We start from the raw sequence: 17,100 nt of genomic DNA on the forward strand, positions 1-17,100 counted from the left end.
TTCACAAAGGGTTACAGACGGCGCCTGCCAGAGTCGTAGGTAATGTAGTAAGTTAGGCCGGTGAATATCATGCGAAGCGCGCGCCAGTAGCGGAGCTTGCTTCAGAGGGTAGTTAATTGAACGATATGGCAAAGAATCTGATCCTGTGGTTGATCATCGCGGCTGTCCTGGTGACGGTGATGAACAACTTCTCCAGCCCTAACGAGCCGCAGACCCTCAACTATTCCGACTTCATCCAGCAGGTCAAGGATGGCAAGGTCGAGCGCGTAGCGGTTGATGGCTATGTAATCACCGGCAAACGCAATGATGGCGACAGCTTCAAGACCATTCGTCCGGCAATCCAGGACAATGGCCTGATCGGCGATCTGGTCGACAACCACGTTGTGGTTGAAGGCAAGCAGCCTGAACAGCAAAGCATCTGGACCCAGCTTCTGGTGGCCAGCTTCCCGATCCTGGTGATCATCGCGGTGTTCATGTTCTTCATGCGCCAGATGCAGGGCGGTGCTGGCGGCAAGGGCGGACCGATGAGCTTCGGCAAGAGCAAGGCGCGCCTGCTCTCCGAAGACCAGGTAAAAACCACATTGGCTGACGTCGCCGGTTGCGACGAAGCCAAGGAAGAAGTCGGCGAGCTGGTTGAATTCCTCCGTGATCCGGGCAAGTTCCAGCGCCTGGGCGGCCGTATTCCTCGCGGTGTGCTGATGGTTGGTCCTCCGGGTACCGGTAAAACCTTGCTGGCCAAGGCGATTGCCGGCGAAGCCAAGGTTCCGTTCTTCACCATCTCCGGTTCCGATTTCGTCGAAATGTTCGTCGGTGTCGGTGCCAGCCGTGTACGTGACATGTTCGAGCAGGCGAAGAAGCACGCGCCTTGCATCATCTTTATCGATGAAATCGACGCCGTCGGTCGCCATCGTGGCGCTGGCATGGGTGGCGGTCACGACGAGCGTGAGCAGACTCTCAACCAGTTGCTGGTTGAGATGGACGGCTTCGAGATGAATGACGGCATCATTGTTATCGCTGCAACCAACCGTCCTGACGTACTCGACCCTGCGCTGCTGCGTCCGGGCCGTTTCGACCGTCAGGTTGTGGTGGGGCTGCCGGATATCCGTGGTCGCGAGCAGATTCTCAAGGTTCACATGCGTAAAGTGCCAATGGGTGACGACGTTGCTCCTGCCGTTATTGCACGTGGTACTCCGGGTTTCTCGGGTGCTGACCTGGCTAACCTGGTCAACGAAGCGTCCCTGTTCGCTGCACGCAGCGGCAAACGCATCGTTGAAATGAAAGAGTTCGAGCTGGCCAAAGACAAGATCATGATGGGCGCCGAGCGCAAATCGATGGTCATGTCCGAAAAAGAGAAGCAGAACACCGCTTATCACGAAGCTGGCCACGCCATCGTGGGTCGCGTCGTGCCTGAGCATGATCCGGTGTACAAGGTGTCGATCATTCCGCGCGGCCGTGCGCTGGGTGTGACCATGTTTCTGCCGGAAGAAGATCGCTACAGCCTGTCCAAGCGCGCATTGATCAGTCAGATCTGCTCGCTGTACGGCGGCCGTATTGCAGAAGAAATGACTCTGGGCTTCGACGGTGTGACTACAGGCGCCTCTAACGACATCATGCGTGCCAGCCAGATCGCACGGAACATGGTAACCAAGTGGGGTCTGTCGGAAAAACTCGGTCCGTTGATGTACGCCGAAGAAGAGGGGGAAGTATTCCTCGGTCGCGGTGGTGGCGGTCAGGCTGCCAGCTTCTCCGGCGAGACAGCCAAGCTGATCGACTCCGAAGTGCGCAGCATCATCGACCAGTGCTATGGCACGGCCAAGCAGATCCTCACGGACAACCGTGACAAGCTCGATGCCATGGCTGATGCACTGATGAAGTACGAAACGATCGATGCTGAACAGATCGACGACATCATGGCGGGTCGCGCGCCTCGCGAGCCCCGCGACTGGTCGGGTGGTACAGGTACGCCTCCACCTCCAGTGGTTCGGGATGAGCGTCCGGAAACACCGATTGGCGGTCCGGCTGCTGACGTTTAAGGTTTGAAATGACTTCTGTACAGTCCCTGACCCGGTTGCCTTGCGGCAACCGGGTTCTTGATTTGGCCCGGACGCATGTCATGGGCATTCTCAATGTAACCCCTGATTCCTTCTCTGATGGTGGCCGATACAGCCAGCTCGATGCAGCCTTGCGTCACGCGCAAGCCATGGTGGAGGCGGGAGCGACGCTTATCGACGTCGGCGGCGAGTCAACCCGGCCGGGTGCGCGCGCGGTGTCGCCGCTAGAAGAGCTTGAGCGTGTGGCGCCGATCGTCGAGCTGATCAATCGTGAGCTGGACGTGATCATCTCGGTCGACACTTCGACGCCAGCCGTCATGCGCGAAACTGCGCGGCTGGGTGCCGGGTTGATCAACGATGTCCGTTCGCTTCAGCGCGATGGGGCTTTGGATGCGGCTGCCGCCACAGGCTTGCCGGTATGCCTGATGCATATGCTGGGAGAGCCCGGCGATATGCAGGACGACCCGCACTATCAGGATGTCACCCGCGAGGTGGCCGAGTTTCTTGCCGTTCGTATGGCTAAATGTGCGCAGGCGGGAATTCCGGTCGAGCGCATCATCCTTGATCCTGGCTTCGGTTTCGCCAAAACCCTGCAGCACAATCTAAGCTTGTTCAAGCATATGGAAGCCTTGCACGCGTTGGGTCGACCTCTTTTGGTAGGTGTTTCCCGAAAAAGCATGATCGGCCATGCCCTGAATCGCCCGGTGGGTGAGCGTTTGCATGGTGGTCTTGCACTGGCGGCACTGGCATCCGTCAAGGGTGCGCGTATATTGCGCGTCCATGATGTGGCGGAAACGGTAGACGTGGTGCGGATGATCGCGGCCGTGGAATCAGCCGAATAAGAATGACGGAGCACTTATGAGCAAGAAATACTTTGGTACTGACGGTATTCGTGGCCGGGTCGGAGAATACCCGATTACTCCTGACTTCATGCTCAAGCTCGGTTGGGCTGCCGGCATGGCGTTTCGCAAGATGGGTGCCTGCAAAGTGCTGGTCGGCAAGGACACGCGAATTTCCGGTTATATGTTCGAGTCGGCACTTGAGGCTGGTCTGACATCGGCCGGTGCCGATGTGATGCTGCTGGGTCCTATGCCGACGCCGGCCATCGCTTACCTGTCGCGCACGTTCCAGGCTGAGGCCGGTATCGTGATCAGTGCCTCGCACAACCCGCATGACGATAACGGCATCAAGTTTTTCTCCGGTAAAGGCACCAAGCTACCGGATGAGCTGGAACTGATGATCGAGGAGCTGCTCGATACCCCGATGACCGTGGTCGAATCAAGCAAGATCGGCAAAGTGTCGCGGATCAACGATGCGTCAGGTCGTTATATCGAGTTTTGCAAAAGCAGCGTGCCAACGGGCACCAGTTTCTCTGGCCTCAAGATCGTTATCGACTGTGCGCATGGTGCGACCTACAAGGTAGCTCCGAGTGTCTTCCGGGAGTTGGGTGCGGAAGTTGTCGTGTTGTCAGCCCAGCCTAACGGTCTGAACATCAACGAGAATTGTGGCTCGACCCATATGGGGCAGTTGCAGGCTGCGGTGCTGGCAGAGCACGCCGATCTGGGTATCGCTTTTGATGGCGATGGCGATCGGGTTTTGATGGTCGACCATACCGGTGCCATTGTTGATGGTGATGAGCTGCTGTTCATCATTGCTCGCGATCTGCATGAGCGCGGGAAGTTGCAGGGCGGCGTGGTTGGCACCCTGATGAGTAATCTGGGGTTGGAGCTCGCGCTTGCAGAGCTTTCGATTCCATTTATTCGTGCCAATGTTGGCGACCGTTACGTGATCGCCGAGTTGCTCGAGCGCAACTGGCTGGTCGGCGGCGAGAATTCGGGGCATATCGTTTGCTTCAATCACACCACGACCGGTGATGCGATCATCGCAGCTTTGCAAGTGCTGATGGCCTTGAAGACCCGTAATGAAGGTTTGGCGCAAACGCGTCAGGCGTTGCGCAAGTGTCCTCAGGTGTTGATCAATGTGCGTTTTGGTGGTGGCGAAAGTCCGCTTGAGCATCCGGCTGTCAAGGAAGCCAGTGCGCGTGTAACCCAGGCTATGGCGGGTCGCGGTCGAGTGCTTTTGCGCAAGTCCGGGACAGAGCCTCTGGTGCGCGTAATGGTCGAAGGCGAGGACGAAGCTCAGGTTCGCGGTTATGCCGAAGAGCTGGCAAAACTGGTAAGTGAAGTTTCTGCCTGATACGGCTTGCAAGGCATGATTGTGTTGGGTAACATCTGCGCCCACTTTGACCGACGAGGTACAGCATGCGTCGCCCTATGGTAGCTGGTAACTGGAAGATGCACGGTACCCGCGCCAGCGTCGCTGAGCTGATCAACGGCCTTCGTCATCTGGCCTTGCCAAGCGGTGTTGATGTCGCGGTATTCCCGCCTTGCTTGTATATCAATCAAGTGATTGATGGCTTGAAAGGCAAGTCGATCTCGGTCGGCGCGCAGAACTCTGCGGTGGAATCGATGCAAGGTGCATTGACCGGTGAGATTGCACCGAGTCAGTTGGTGGATGCAGGTTGTTCCCTGGTGCTTGTCGGGCACTCCGAACGCCGCCAGATAATGGGTGAGCGAGACGGGATGCTGAATCGCAAGTTCGCAGCGGCACAGGCATGCGGCTTGATTCCGGTGTTGTGTATAGGGGAGACCCTGGAGCAGCGCGAAGCCGGAAAAACTCTTGAGGTTGTCGGGCGTCAGCTGGGCAGTATCATCGAGGAGCTGGGTGTAGGTGCTTTTGCCAAGGCAGTGATTGCTTACGAGCCGGTCTGGGCTATTGGTACCGGACTGACTGCAACGCCGCAGCAGGCGCAGGATGTGCATAAAGCCATTCGCGAGCAGCTGGCGGCAGAGAATTCTGAAGTCGCACGAGGTGTGCGGCTTCTATACGGCGGCAGCGTGAAGGCGGCCAATGCGGTCGAACTGTTCGGCATGCCGGATATCGATGGGGGGCTCATTGGTGGAGCTTCCCTGAATGCAGATGAGTTCGGTGCGATCTGTCGCGCCGCGGGAAACTGAAAAAATGCTGGAAACAGTCGTAGTCGTTTTTCATCTGCTGGGTGCATTGGGCGTAGTTGCTCTGGTTTTGCTGCAGCAGGGTAAGGGTGCGGACGCTGGCGCGTCTTTCGGAGCAGGTGCTTCAAATACTGTGTTCGGAAGCCAAGGTTCCTCTACCTTTCTTAGTAAGTTTACTGCTATACTTGCCGCCGGTTTCTTCATAACCAGCTTGGGGTTAGGTTACTTTGCTAAAGAGAAGGCTCATCAGCTGACTCAGGCAGGGCTACCAGATCCAGCAGTGTTGGAAGTGCCTAAGCAACAACAACCGGCTTCTGATGATGTCCCGGTGCTTCAAGAGCAAAAGTCGGCTACTCCAGCGACTGACGTACCTCCAGCTCAAGAGCAGAAGTAAGAAGGGTTTCAAACGTAGTTTTGCCGAGGTGGTGGAATTGGTAGACACGCAACCTTGAGGTGGTTGTGCCCATAGGGTGTAGGGGTTCGAGTCCCCTTCTCGGTACCAATTAGTCAGGAGAGCCCGCTGTTGCGGGCTTTCTTGCAGGTGGAAGGTTACATTGACCCTTTAAGGGATCGGTCGTATACTTCCGCCCCAGCTTTGTCGCGGGGTGGAGCAGTCTGGTAGCTCGTCGGGCTCATAACCCGAAGGTCGTCGGTTCAAATCCGGCCCCCGCAACCAGTTTAAGGAGCCCCTTTTAAGGGGCTTTTTGTTAGCTGGACACTTTCAACGCCGCTGTTCGACGGCGTTTCAAGGATGGGCGTTTCGCCCATTTTTTTATTTTGCAAAGCATGCACATATCATGCACTAGGGGGTTCAGGTGTCGAGCAAGCTAGAAGAGTTGCAGGCCTTGCTGGCCCCGGTGGTCGTGGCCCTGGGCTATGAATGCTGGGGTATCGAGTTTTCGGCTCAGGGTCGTCACTCGATGTTGCGCGTTTATATCGATAAAGAGGGTGGCGTGCTGGTGGACGATTGCGCCATTGTCAGCCGTCAGATCAGCGGTGTACTGGATGTTGAAGATCCAATCACCGTGGAATACACCCTTGAAGTTTCCTCGCCTGGCATGGAGCGCCCACTGTTCACTCTTGAGCAGTTTGCAAAATTTGCCGGTGAACAAGTGAAGATCAAGCTGCGCTCGCCTTTTGAGGGTCGACGCAACTTTCAGGGCCTTCTGCGCGGTGTAGAAGAACAGGATGTCGTGGTGCAGGTAGAAGACCATGAATTCCTGTTGCCGATCGATATGATCGACAAGGCCAACATTATTCCCAGTTTTGACTGAGACGCGGATCCCGCGGATCCAATGGCTTGCGAAAGGCGAGGCGTACGATGAGCAAAGAAGTACTGCTGGTTGTTGAGTCGGTATCCAATGAAAAGGGCGTACCGGCAAGCGTAATTTTTGAAGCGCTGGAGCTGGCTTTGGCCACTGCTACCAAAAAGCGTTTTGAAGACGAAGTTGACCTGCGTGTGGAAATTAACCGCCACACCGGGGCATACGAAACTTTCCGTCGCTGGACGGTCGTCGAAGAGAACGATCTCGACGATCCGGCCATCGAAACCTGGCCGAGCAAGGTTGCTGAAACGCATCCGGGTGCCAACGTTGGCGACGTCGTTGAAGAAAAAATCGAATCCATCGAGTTCGGCCGTATCGCTGCACAGACTGCCAAGCAAGTCATCGTGCAAAAAGTACGTGAAGCCGAGCGCGCTCAAGTGGTCGACGCCTATCGCGAACGCCTGGGAGAAATCATCTCCGGCACCGTGAAAAAAGTCACCCGCGACAACGTGATCGTCGATCTGGGCAACAATGCTGAAGCATTGCTGGCCCGCGAAGACATCATTTCTCGCGAAACTTTCCGTGTTGGCGTGCGTTTGCGTGCGCTGCTCAAGGAAATCCGCACCGAGAACCGCGGCCCGCAGTTGATCCTGTCGCGTACCGCGCCGGAAATGCTGATCGAGCTGTTCCGTATCGAAGTGCCGGAAATTGCTGAAGGCCTGATCGAAGTAATGGCTGCCTCCCGTGATCCGGGTTCGCGCGCCAAGATCGCCGTCCGCTCCAAGGACAAACGCATCGACCCGCAAGGCGCTTGCATCGGTATGCGCGGTTCGCGCGTCCAGGCAGTGTCGGGTGAGTTGGGCGGTGAGCGTGTTGATATCGTTCTGTGGGACGACAACCCTGCTCAGTTCGTGATCAACGCCATGTCCCCGGCTGAGGTTGCGGCAATTATCGTTGACGAAGATGCCCATGCAATGGACATCGCCGTTGGCGCAGACAATCTGGCTCAGGCCATCGGTCGCGGTGGTCAGAACGTGCGTCTGGCTAGCCAGTTGACTGGCTGGACCCTGAACGTGATGACCGAATCGGACATCCAGGCTAAGCAGCAAGCAGAAACCGGCGACATCCTGCGCAACTTCATCGACGAGCTGGAAGTCGACGAAGACCTGGCACAGGTGCTGGTAGATGAAGGCTTCACAAGCCTGGAAGAGATTGCCTACGTACCGTTGGAAGAAATGCTCAACATCGACGGCTTTGACGAAGATACCGTCAACGAGCTTCGTGCTCGTGCCAAGGATCGTTTGTTGACCAAAGCCATCGCTACTGAGGAAAAGCTGGCAGACGCCCATCCGGCCGAAGACCTGCTCTCGCTTGAGGGTATGGACAAGGATTTGGCGATGGAACTGGCGGTGCGCGGCGTAATTACCCGCGAAGACCTGGCCGAGCAGTCTATTGACGACCTGCTCGACATCGACGGCATTGACGATGATCGTGCCGGCAAGTTGATCATGGCCGCCCGAGCCCACTGGTTCGAGTAATTAGGCGCGGCCTGAGGAGAGAAGTGCATGACGCAAGTCACGGTGAAACAACTGGCCGATGAGGTCAAAACACCGGTAGAGCGCCTGTTGCAGCAGATGCGTGAGGCAGGTCTGCCGCACACCGCCGCCGAAGAAAATGTGACTGACAGTGAGAAGCAGTCCCTGCTGACTCACTTGAAAAGCAGCCACAAGGCGAAAGTGGAAGAACCACGCAAGATCACGCTGCAGCGTAAAACCACCAGCACCCTGCGTGTGGCTGGTAGCAAAAGCATCAGCGTAGAAGTCCGCAAAAAGAAAGTTTTCGTACAGCGTAGCCCGGAAGAAATCGAAGCCGAACGCAAGCGTGAACTGGATGAGCGTCGCGCAGTAGAAAATGCTGCCCGTCAGAAGGCTGAAGAAGAAGCCAAGCAACGCGCCGAAGAAGAAGCGCGTCGCCAGCCTGCTGCTGCGCAAACCGCTACCAACGCCGCTTCGGCGCCGGCTGCAGTTGCCGAACCTGTTCGCGAAAGCGCACCGGTGGTAGCCGCTGCTCCAGCACCGTCAGCTGACGTTCGCAACAAGCAGAACGAACAGCGCCGTCCGGACAAACCACGTGCCGACGACAACAATCGTCGCAGCGGCGGTGGTGATGGCGAGCGCAAAAACGCTCCGCATCGCGCTTCGGTCAAAGAAAAAGCGCCGGCTCCACGCGTGGCGCCACGCACTACCGACGAAGAAAGCGATGGCTTCCGTCGCGGCGGTCGCGGCAAGGCCAAGCTGAAGAAGCGCAACGCTCACGGTTTCCAGAGCCCAACCGGCCCTGTCGTGCGTGATGTGCAGATCGGCGAGACCATCACTGTTGGCGATCTCGCCAATCAGATGTCGGTCAAGGCTGCTGAAATCATCAAGTTCATGTTCAAACTGGGTACTCCAGCGACCATCAACCAGGTGCTTGATCAGGAAACTGCTCAACTGGTAGCCGAAGAACTGGGCCACAAAGTGACCCTGGTCAGCGACACCGCCCTGGAAGATTCCCTGGCCGAGTCCCTGAAGTTTGAAGGTGAGTCGTTCTCCCGTGCGCCAGTCGTGACTGTAATGGGCCACGTTGACCACGGTAAAACTTCCCTGCTCGACTACATCCGTCGTGCCAAGGTTGCTGCTGGCGAAGCCGGTGGTATCACCCAGCACATCGGTGCATACCACGTTGAAACCGAACGCGGCATGGTCACCTTCCTCGACACTCCGGGTCACGCCGCGTTTACCGCAATGCGTGCTCGTGGTGCCAAGGCGACTGACATCGTGATTCTGGTGGTTGCAGCGGACGACGGCGTGATGCCGCAGACCATTGAAGCGGTTCAGCACGCAGTAGCGGCTGGCGTTCCACTGGTTGTAGCGGTGAACAAGATCGACAAGCCGGGCGCTGATCTCGATCGCATCCGTAGCGAACTGTCGGTTCACGGCGTGACTTCCGAAGAGTGGGGCGGTGATACGCCGTTCGTTCCGGTTTCGGCGAAAGTCGGTACTGGCGTCGACGAGTTGCTTGAAGCCGTTCTGCTGCAAGCTGAAGTTCTCGAACTGAAAGCGACTCCGTCGGCTCCTGGCCGTGGCGTTGTGGTTGAATCGCGTCTCGACAAAGGTCGTGGCCCGGTGGCAACCGTTCTGGTTCAAGACGGTACCCTGCGCCAAGGCGACATGGTCCTGGTCGGTTCGAACTATGGCCGCGTTCGCGCCATGCTCGACGAGAACGGCAAGCCAATCAAGGAAGCCGGTCCTTCCATCCCTGTCGAGATCCTCGGCCTGGACGGTACCCCGGACGCTGGCGACGAGATGAGCGTGGTTGCTGACGAGAAGAAAGCCCGTGAAGTGGCTCTGTTCCGTCAAGGCAAGTTCCGCGAAGTCAAACTGGCTCGCGCTCACGCCGGTAAGCTGGAAAACATCTTCGAAAACATGGGTCAGGCCGAGAAGAAGACGCTCAACATCGTCCTCAAATCCGACGTCCGTGGTTCGCTGGAAGCGTTGAACGGTGCCTTGAATGGCCTGGGCAACGACGAAGTACAAGTGCGCGTAGTGGGTGGCGGTGTCGGTGGTATTACCGAGTCCGACGCTAACCTGGCACTGGCTTCGAACGCTGTACTGTTCGGCTTCAACGTGCGTGCCGATGCTGGCGCACGGAAGATCGTCGAGCAGGAAGGTCTGGACATGCGTTACTACAACGTGATCTACGACATCATCGAAGACGTCAAGAAAGCCCTGACCGGCATGCTCGGCAGCGATGTTCGCGAGAACATCCTGGGTGTGGCCGAAGTACGTGACGTGTTCCGTTCGCCGAAGTTTGGCGCGATCGCCGGTTGCATGGTGATCGAAGGTGTTGTGCACCGTAACCGTCCGATCCGTGTACTGCGTGAAGACATCGTTATCTTCGAAGGCGAGCTGGAATCCCTGCGCCGCTTCAAGGATGACGCTTCCGAAGTACGTGCCGGCATGGAATGCGGTATCGGCGTGAAGAGCTACAACGACGTTAAAGTCGGCGACAAGATCGAAGTCTTCGAGAAGGTTCAGGTTGCTCGCAGCCTCTAACTCGCGCACTTCAGGAGCCGTGATGGTCGCCCGTACTCAACCGTGCGGCGCATCACCCGGACTCTAAACGCAACGCCCGGTCTGGCTTTTGTCAGGCCGGGCGTTTGCCGCTTTCAGACCTTGCGGGTTTCGCCGCAGGGCAGTAACAGGTAACAAATCATGGCAAAAGAATACAGCCGTACCCAACGTATCGGCGATCAGATGCAGCGCGAGCTTGCCCAACTGATCCGTCGTGAAGTCAAGGATCCACGTGTGGGTCTGGTCACCATTACCGCTGTGGAAGTCAGCCGTGACGTCGGTCACGCAAAGATTTTCATCACCGTGATGGGCCAGGACAACGCAGAAGACATCGCGCAAAGCATCAAGGTGCTCAATTCCGCTGCAGGTTTCCTGCGCATGCAATTGGCCCGTGAAATGAAACTGCGCAGCGTGCCGCAACTGCACTTCCACTACGACGAATCCGTCGTCCGTGGCGCGCACTTGTCGGCGCTGATCGAGCGTGCCGTTGCTGAAGACAATCAGCACCCGGTCGTTGCTGAACCTGAAGACACCAAGGAGTAATTCGGTGGCTCAGGTCAAACGTATCCGTCGTAACGTCAGCGGCATCATCCTGCTCGACAAGCCGTTGGGGTTCACCTCCAACGCTGCGTTGCAGAAGGTTCGCTGGTTGCTCAACGCCGAGAAGGCCGGCCACACCGGCAGTCTGGATCCGCTGGCCACCGGCGTCTTGCCGCTGTGCTTCGGTGAGGCGACCAAGTTCTCGCAATACCTGCTCGATTCCGACAAGGGTTATGAAACCCTGGCGCAACTGGGCAAGACCACCACCACGGCAGACGCCGAGGGTGAAGTTCTGCAGGAGCGCCCAGTGACCGTTGGTCGCGCCGATGTCGAAGCGGCCTTGCCGAAATTTCGTGGGCAAATCAGTCAGATACCGCCGATGTACTCGGCGCTCAAGCGTGATGGCCAACCGTTGTACAAGCTGGCTCGTGCAGGCGAAGTAGTGGAGCGCGAACCGCGTTCTGTTACTATTGCGCGCTTGGAATTGCTGGCCTTCGAAGGCGATACTGCGCGTCTTGCGGTGGATTGTAGCAAGGGCACCTATATTCGCACCCTGGTGGAGGATATCGGTGAGCAACTCGGTTGTGGTGCGTACGTCGCAGAATTGCGTCGTACCCAAGCCGGGCCTTTCACCCTGGCGCAGACAGTTACCCTCGAAGAACTGGAAGCGGTACATGCCGAAGGCGGCAATGAAGCGGTTGATCGCTTCCTCATGCCATCGGACAGCGGCTTGCTCGATTGGCCGTTGCTGCACTTCTCGGAAGCGAGCGCGTTCTACTGGCTCAACGGTCAGCCGGTGCGTGCTCCGGATGCTCCGAAGTTCGGCATGGTACGGGTACAGGATCACAATGGTCGCTTCATCGGTATCGGTGAAGTGAGCGAAGACGGGCGCATCGCGCCACGTCGTTTGATTCGGTCAGAATGACCGGAACCGGCCTGTGTAACAGCAGGTCGGCGAGTGTGGCTGTTAACAGGCACGGTCACGACTCATTTATAGATACAGGGATTTGTCCCTGGCCTGTTGAAACTGTTTCCCTGAAACAGTTTCCTGATAAAAGGATTGCCTCATGGCTCTCGACGTTCAAGAAAAAGCTCAAATCGTTGCTGACTACCAGCAAGCTGTTGGTGACACTGGTTCGCCAGAAGTGCAAGTTGCACTGCTGACCCACAACATCAACAAACTGCAAGGTCACTTCAAGGCCAACGGTAAAGATCACCACTCCCGTCGTGGTCTGATCCGCATGGTAAACCAGCGTCGCAAGCTGCTGGACTACCTGAAAGGCAAGGACGTGAGCCGTTACAGCGCTCTGATCGCTCGCCTGGGTCTGCGTCGCTAATCAGCGATTGCGCTATGAGGTTGGTGGTCTGTCGGACGTCAGCGGTTTACCGCCGGCGTCTTGCAGGCTCCCAGCCTCAAGTTTTATCTGGATGCATGTTTTACCCTGGACAGGCGTTGGGCCGATTCCCGACATTGCCCAAGAATTCGCAAGAAACCAGTTCCCCCAAGAGCCACAAAGAAGGTAGGACACCGTGAACCCGGTAATCAAAAAATTCCAGTTCGGTCAATCGACCGTTACCCTCGAGACTGGCCGTATCGCCCGTCAGGCCTCCGGCGCAGTATTGGTCACCGTTGACGACGACGTCAGCGTGTTGGTGACTGTAGTCGGTGCAAAACAAGCTGATCCAGGCAAGGGCTTCTTCCCTCTGTCGGTTCACTACCAGGAAAAGACTTACGCTGCCGGTAAGATCCCTGGCGGTTTCTTCAAGCGTGAAGGCCGTCCTTCCGAAAAAGAAACCCTGACTTCCCGACTGATCGACCGTCCGATCCGTCCGCTGTTCCCAGAAGGTTTCATGAACGAAGTGCAGGTTGTCTGCACCGTTGTTTCCACCAGCAAGAAGACCGATCCGGACATCGCTGCGATGATCGGTACCTCGGCTGCCCTGGCCATTTCGGGCATTCCGTTCGACGGCCCGATCGGCGCCGCTCGCGTTGCCTTCCACGAAAGCACCGGCTACCTGCTGAACCCGACTTACGAGCAGCAAGCTGCTTCGAGCCTGGACATGGTCGTTGCCGGTACTTCCGACGCCGTCCTGATGGTTGAATCGGAAGCCAAAGAGCTGACCGAAGACCAGATGCTGGGCGCCGTACTGTTTGCTCACGACGAGTTCCAGGTGGTGATCAACGCCGTCAAAGAACTGGCCGCTGAAGCTGCCAAGCCAACCTGGAACTGGGCTCCGGCGCCAGAAGCCACCGAACTGCTGGGCGCTATCCGTGCCGAGTTCGGCGACGCAATCTCCCAGGCTTACACCATCACCATCAAGGCCGACCGTTACGCTCGCCTGGGTGAGCTGAAGGATCAGGTGGTTGCCAAGCTGTCCGGTGAAGAAGGCCAGCCTTCGTCCAGCGAAGTCAAAGCCGCTTTCGGCGAGATCGAATACCGCACCGTTCGCGAAAACATCGTCAACGGCAAGCCACGTATCGACGGTCGCGACACCAAAACCGTACGTCCGCTGAACATCGAAGTCGGCGTTCTGCCGAAGACTCACGGTTCGGCACTGTTCACCCGTGGTGAAACCCAGGCTCTGGTTGTTGCAACACTGGGCACCGCCCGTGACGCACAGCTGCTGGACACCCTGGAAGGCGAGAAAAAAGACCCGTTCATGCTGCACTACAACTTCCCTCCGTTCTCGGTGGGCGAGTGTGGTCGCATGGGTGGTGCTGGTCGTCGTGAAATCGGTCACGGCCGTCTGGCCCGTCGTTCGGTTTCAGCCATGCTGCCAGCCGCTGACGTGTTCCCGTACACCATCCGTGTGGTTTCGGAAATCACCGAATCCAACGGTTCGAGCTCGATGGCTTCCGTTTGCGGCGCTTCCCTGGCCCTGATGGACGCTGGTGTGCCGATGAAGGCGCCGGTTGCCGGTATCGCCATGGGTCTGGTTAAAGAAGGCGAGAAATTCGCCGTCCTGACCGACATCCTCGGTGACGAAGACCACCTGGGCGACATGGACTTCAAAGTAGCCGGTACCGCCAAAGGTGTTACCGCGCTGCAGATGGACATCAAGATCAAAGGCATCACCGAAGAAATCATGGAAATCGCTCTGGGCCAAGCCCTGGAAGCGCGCCTGAACATCCTCGGTCAGATGAACCAGATCATCGGCCAGTCGCGTACCGAACTGTCGGCCAACGCACCGACCATGATCGCGATGAAGATCGACACCGACAAGATCCGTGACGTTATCGGTAAAGGTGGCGCGACCATCCGTGCGATCTGCGAAGAAACCAAGGCTTCGATCGACATCGAAGACGACGGTTCGATCAAGATCTTCGGCGAAACCAAGGAAGCGGCTGAAGCAGCACGTCAGCGCGTTCTGGGCATCACCGCTGAAGCCGAGATCGGCAAGATCTATGTGGGTAAAGTTGAGCGCATCGTCGATTTCGGCGCATTCGTCAACATCCTGCCAGGCAAGGACGGTCTGGTGCACATCTCGATGTTGAGCGATGCTCGTGTAGAGAAAGTGACCGACATCCTGAAAGAAGGCCAGGAAGTGGAAGTGCTGGTACTGGACGTGGACAACCGCGGTCGTATCAAACTGTCCATCAAGGACGTGGCAGCGGCGAAGGCTTCGGGCGTTTAATCACCCCCAGGCTTTAGCGCAATAAAATGCCCCGCCGTGAAAACGGCGGGGCATTTTTTTGTCTGTCATAAACACCCAGAGATCGCAGCCTGCGGCAGCGTCCACAAAAGCGCTGTGGTAACCCGATCATGTAGGAGTTGCCGCAGGCAGCGACCTTTGCTTTTGTGAAAACCGGTGCTAGGTTTAGCCCACCGCCCGTGTAGCTCAGCCGGTAGAGCAGCGCACTCGTAACGCGAAGGTCGCAGGTTCGATTCCTGTCTCGGGCACCATCTTCCTTATTTCACCTTGCGGCTCAGATCCTCGACAGTACGTTTGAGCTGATCCATCGCCCGATCCTGGTCGTTGATTTTCTGCTTCAGACTGGAAATCTCGCTGCTGTTCGAATTGGAGCTGGAACCGCTGTTGCGCTTGAGGTCTTCCACCTGACGGCCGAGGGTTTCGAGCTTGCGATCCTGTTCCTTGACCTTGTTTTTCAGCTCCTCGATTTCCTTGCCGCTGGAACTGGAGCTCGAACCGCTGCTGCGTTTGAGTTCTTCGATCTGACGTGATTGATCGCTGACGGTGTCGCGCATTTTTTTCAATTCATCGACGCTGAAATCGCTGCGGATCACCACTTCTTTGCCATAGTCGTTGTGGATCAACGAAAATTTGTCACCGTAGGAGGGGCTACTGGAACTCAGCTCCAGTGCCATGGCGCTTGCGGGAAGAGCCATGGCAGCAATCAGAGCGGTGGTGGAGATAACGGCGGACATTTTCGAAAAACTGCGCATCACTGGTTTTCCTTGTGAACAGCGAAGATGGGTGCCGAAGTGGCACATCGCTATGACTCGGATTTCGTATTTATGTTCCGCAGGTCAACTTTTTGTGCGAGAGATGTAAAGAGCCGTGTAATTCGTCATGCAAACGTCCTATATTCGGTGCCTGCATGAGCATCGCTTAGCAGTTTTCAGATGATCCCGAATGGTTCCGAAGGCCGGAAAAAACCGCGTCAGAGAGATCCTTGATGATCCAGATCCATCCTCCATTCTTACGATCAGCGAGAACGCCATGACCGAATTAACTCAAGAGCAACGTCACGAACAAGCGCTGGAAAAGTACAAGCTTGATGCGCCCCAACTGCTGGAAGAGATCAAGGATCTCAGTCCTGATGATCAGAAAGATCAGATCCAGTGGGCGTTCGAAGACGAGGCCGAAGCTCAGGGCCTGCAGCCGTGGGAGTTGACGCTCAAGTACACGAGCACGCCGGAGGAGTTCGAGGCGCAGCGTCTCGTGCTGCACAAAGAGGCGGCCGAAGTACTGGGTGTCGAGTGGGATGAGTACTGCGAGATGAATAATCTGGTGGTCTGAAACAAAAACGCCAGCCTTATCCGGGCTGGCGTTTTTTATTGCGTAGTCTTCAGAGACTCAAGCGCATCGACAGGTCGACCGCTTTGACGTCCTTGGTCATCGCGCCGATCGAGATGTAATCCACCCCGGTCTCGGCAATCGGCAGCAACGTGCTTTCGTTGATACCGCCGCTCGCTTCCAGCTTCGCCTTGCCGCCGTTCAGGCGCACGGCTTCGCGCATGTCATCCAGGCTCAGCTCGTCGAGCATGATGATGTCAGCGCCTGCCTCCAGTGCTTCTTTCAGCTCATCCAGGCTTTCCACTTCGACTTCCACCGGTTTGCCCGGCGCGATCTTGTGCGCGGCGGCAATGGCTTGTGGAATGCCACCGCTGGCAGCGATGTGGTTTTCCTTGATCAGGAACGCGTCGTACAGTCCGATGCGGTGATTGTGGCAGCCACCACAGGTCACTGCGTACTTCTGCGCCAGGCGCAGGCCTGGCAGGGTTTTACGGGTATCGAGCAGCTTGACGTCAGTAGCGCCGACGAAGTCTGCGAGGTACTGCGCACGTGTGGCCACGCCTGACAACAACTGCAGGAAGTTCAGCGCACTGCGTTCACCGGTCAGCAGCGACCGCGCCGGACCTTCCAGATGAAACAGCGGTTGATTGGCTTTGACCCGCTCGCCATCGACCACTTGCCAGTGCACTGCAACGCGGGGATCGAGCTGACGAAATACTGCATCGACCCACGCCGTGCCACAGACGACGGCCTCGTCGCGGGTGATGATGGTGGCTTTGGCCAGGCGTTCGGCCGGGATCAGTTGCGCGGTGATGTCGCCGCTGCCGATGTCTTCGAGCAACGCACGGCGCACGTTGGCTTCGATTTCGGCGGTCAAATCGGCGAGACGTAGATTCGGCATAACGGGCTCCACAAACAAAGTGGTTCGATTATAGGGGCATGGGATCAGCCAACCCAAGGCGAGAACGTGCGTGCCTGACTGCATCCGGTCGAATTTGTTTGAGCAAACAGTGTTGAACCGTGGTCACTGGAAGGGCGCCGGTATAGGGGAAACCCTGACGGCTATAGCGCCGGAGACATCTTTTGCAAGATAATCCGCCTTGCATTTGACGTCATAGCTTTGACGTCCTAAGAATCA

The 17,100-nt window shown here is 57.1% G+C and carries 15 protein-coding genes and 3 tRNA genes; 16 read left to right on the plus strand and 2 right to left on the minus strand.

The genetic code is table 11. The features are described from left to right. Nucleotides 1-125: 125 nt before the first annotated feature. From ftsH to CQ009_RS07640, 15 genes are all read left to right on the plus strand, one after another. On the plus strand, nucleotides 126-2,033 hold the full coding sequence (gene ftsH / locus CQ009_RS07570; protein WP_064387882.1) for an ATP-dependent zinc metalloprotease FtsH: 1,908 nt from the start codon (nucleotides 126-128) through the stop codon (nucleotides 2,031-2,033). 8 nt (nucleotides 2,034-2,041) lie between these two features. Then, complete coding sequence (gene folP, locus CQ009_RS07575; RefSeq protein ID WP_105705406.1) at nucleotides 2,042-2,893, plus strand: dihydropteroate synthase; 852 nt, start codon at nucleotides 2,042-2,044, stop codon at nucleotides 2,891-2,893. 16 nt (nucleotides 2,894-2,909) lie between these two features. After that, on the plus strand, nucleotides 2,910-4,247 hold the full coding sequence (gene glmM, locus CQ009_RS07580; RefSeq protein WP_064387884.1) for a phosphoglucosamine mutase: 1,338 nt from the start codon (nucleotides 2,910-2,912) through the stop codon (nucleotides 4,245-4,247). Between the two features lie 65 nt (nucleotides 4,248-4,312). Next, the gene (gene tpiA / locus CQ009_RS07585) at nucleotides 4,313-5,068 is read left to right on the plus strand and encodes a triose-phosphate isomerase (RefSeq protein ID WP_016986498.1); all 756 of its coding nucleotides are present in this window, start codon (nucleotides 4,313-4,315) and stop codon (nucleotides 5,066-5,068) included. A gap of 4 nt (nucleotides 5,069-5,072) precedes the next feature. Further along, a complete protein-coding gene (gene secG, locus CQ009_RS07590; RefSeq protein WP_027610782.1) occupies nucleotides 5,073-5,459 on the plus strand; it encodes a preprotein translocase subunit SecG in 387 nt (128 codons plus the stop codon). Nucleotides 5,460-5,481: 22 nt separating this feature from the next. Then, a tRNA-Leu gene (locus CQ009_RS07595) sits at nucleotides 5,482-5,567 on the plus strand. A gap of 97 nt (nucleotides 5,568-5,664) precedes the next feature. Then, nucleotides 5,665-5,741, plus strand: a tRNA-Met gene (locus CQ009_RS07600). A 139-nt stretch (nucleotides 5,742-5,880) separates the two neighbouring features. Further along, nucleotides 5,881-6,339 carry a ribosome maturation factor RimP gene (rimP, locus tag CQ009_RS07605; protein WP_064387885.1) on the plus strand — a complete coding sequence of 153 codons (459 nt, stop codon included), beginning with the start codon at nucleotides 5,881-5,883 and terminating at the stop codon, nucleotides 6,337-6,339. A gap of 47 nt (nucleotides 6,340-6,386) precedes the next feature. Beyond that, nucleotides 6,387-7,868 carry a transcription termination factor NusA gene (nusA, locus tag CQ009_RS07610; RefSeq protein ID WP_008088341.1) on the plus strand — a complete coding sequence of 494 codons (1,482 nt, stop codon included), beginning with the start codon at nucleotides 6,387-6,389 and terminating at the stop codon, nucleotides 7,866-7,868. A 27-nt stretch (nucleotides 7,869-7,895) separates the two neighbouring features. After that, the gene (gene infB, locus CQ009_RS07615; RefSeq protein ID WP_064387886.1) at nucleotides 7,896-10,424 is read left to right on the plus strand and encodes a translation initiation factor IF-2; all 2,529 of its coding nucleotides are present in this window, start codon (nucleotides 7,896-7,898) and stop codon (nucleotides 10,422-10,424) included. A gap of 159 nt (nucleotides 10,425-10,583) precedes the next feature. Beyond that, on the plus strand, nucleotides 10,584-10,985 hold the full coding sequence (rbfA, locus tag CQ009_RS07620; protein WP_016986495.1) for a 30S ribosome-binding factor RbfA: 402 nt from the start codon (nucleotides 10,584-10,586) through the stop codon (nucleotides 10,983-10,985). A 4-nt stretch (nucleotides 10,986-10,989) separates the two neighbouring features. Next, nucleotides 10,990-11,907: a tRNA pseudouridine(55) synthase TruB gene (gene truB / locus CQ009_RS07625; RefSeq protein WP_034154423.1), complete on the plus strand. Its 918-nt coding sequence runs from the start codon at nucleotides 10,990-10,992 to the stop codon at nucleotides 11,905-11,907. A 142-nt stretch (nucleotides 11,908-12,049) separates the two neighbouring features. Beyond that, a complete protein-coding gene (rpsO, locus tag CQ009_RS07630) occupies nucleotides 12,050-12,319 on the plus strand; it encodes a 30S ribosomal protein S15 (protein ID WP_003197723.1) in 270 nt (89 codons plus the stop codon). Between the two features lie 193 nt (nucleotides 12,320-12,512). Next, nucleotides 12,513-14,618: a polyribonucleotide nucleotidyltransferase gene (gene pnp / locus CQ009_RS07635; protein ID WP_008088348.1), complete on the plus strand. Its 2,106-nt coding sequence runs from the start codon at nucleotides 12,513-12,515 to the stop codon at nucleotides 14,616-14,618. Nucleotides 14,619-14,811: 193 nt separating this feature from the next. Continuing rightward, nucleotides 14,812-14,887, plus strand: a tRNA-Thr gene (locus CQ009_RS07640). 6 nt (nucleotides 14,888-14,893) lie between these two features. Here the strand turns inward: CQ009_RS07640 and CQ009_RS07645 are convergent. Next, entirely contained in the window at nucleotides 14,894-15,388 is a 495-nt protein-coding gene (locus tag CQ009_RS07645; RefSeq protein ID WP_064387887.1) for a hypothetical protein, read from the minus strand. A gap of 277 nt (nucleotides 15,389-15,665) precedes the next feature. Between CQ009_RS07645 and CQ009_RS07650 the strand changes: the two genes are divergently transcribed. After that, nucleotides 15,666-15,965: a DUF6388 family protein gene (locus CQ009_RS07650; RefSeq protein ID WP_064119459.1), complete on the plus strand. Its 300-nt coding sequence runs from the start codon at nucleotides 15,666-15,668 to the stop codon at nucleotides 15,963-15,965. Nucleotides 15,966-16,014: 49 nt separating this feature from the next. Here the strand turns inward: CQ009_RS07650 and nadC are convergent, their stop codons facing one another. Then, on the minus strand, nucleotides 16,015-16,863 hold the full coding sequence (gene nadC, locus CQ009_RS07655; RefSeq protein ID WP_105705408.1) for a carboxylating nicotinate-nucleotide diphosphorylase: 849 nt from the start codon (nucleotides 16,861-16,863) through the stop codon (nucleotides 16,015-16,017). Nucleotides 16,864-17,100: the final 237 nt, after the last annotated feature.

It is taken from the genome of Pseudomonas sp. MYb2 (assembly GCF_002979955.1).
Lineage (GTDB): Bacteria > Pseudomonadota > Gammaproteobacteria > Pseudomonadales > Pseudomonadaceae > Aquipseudomonas.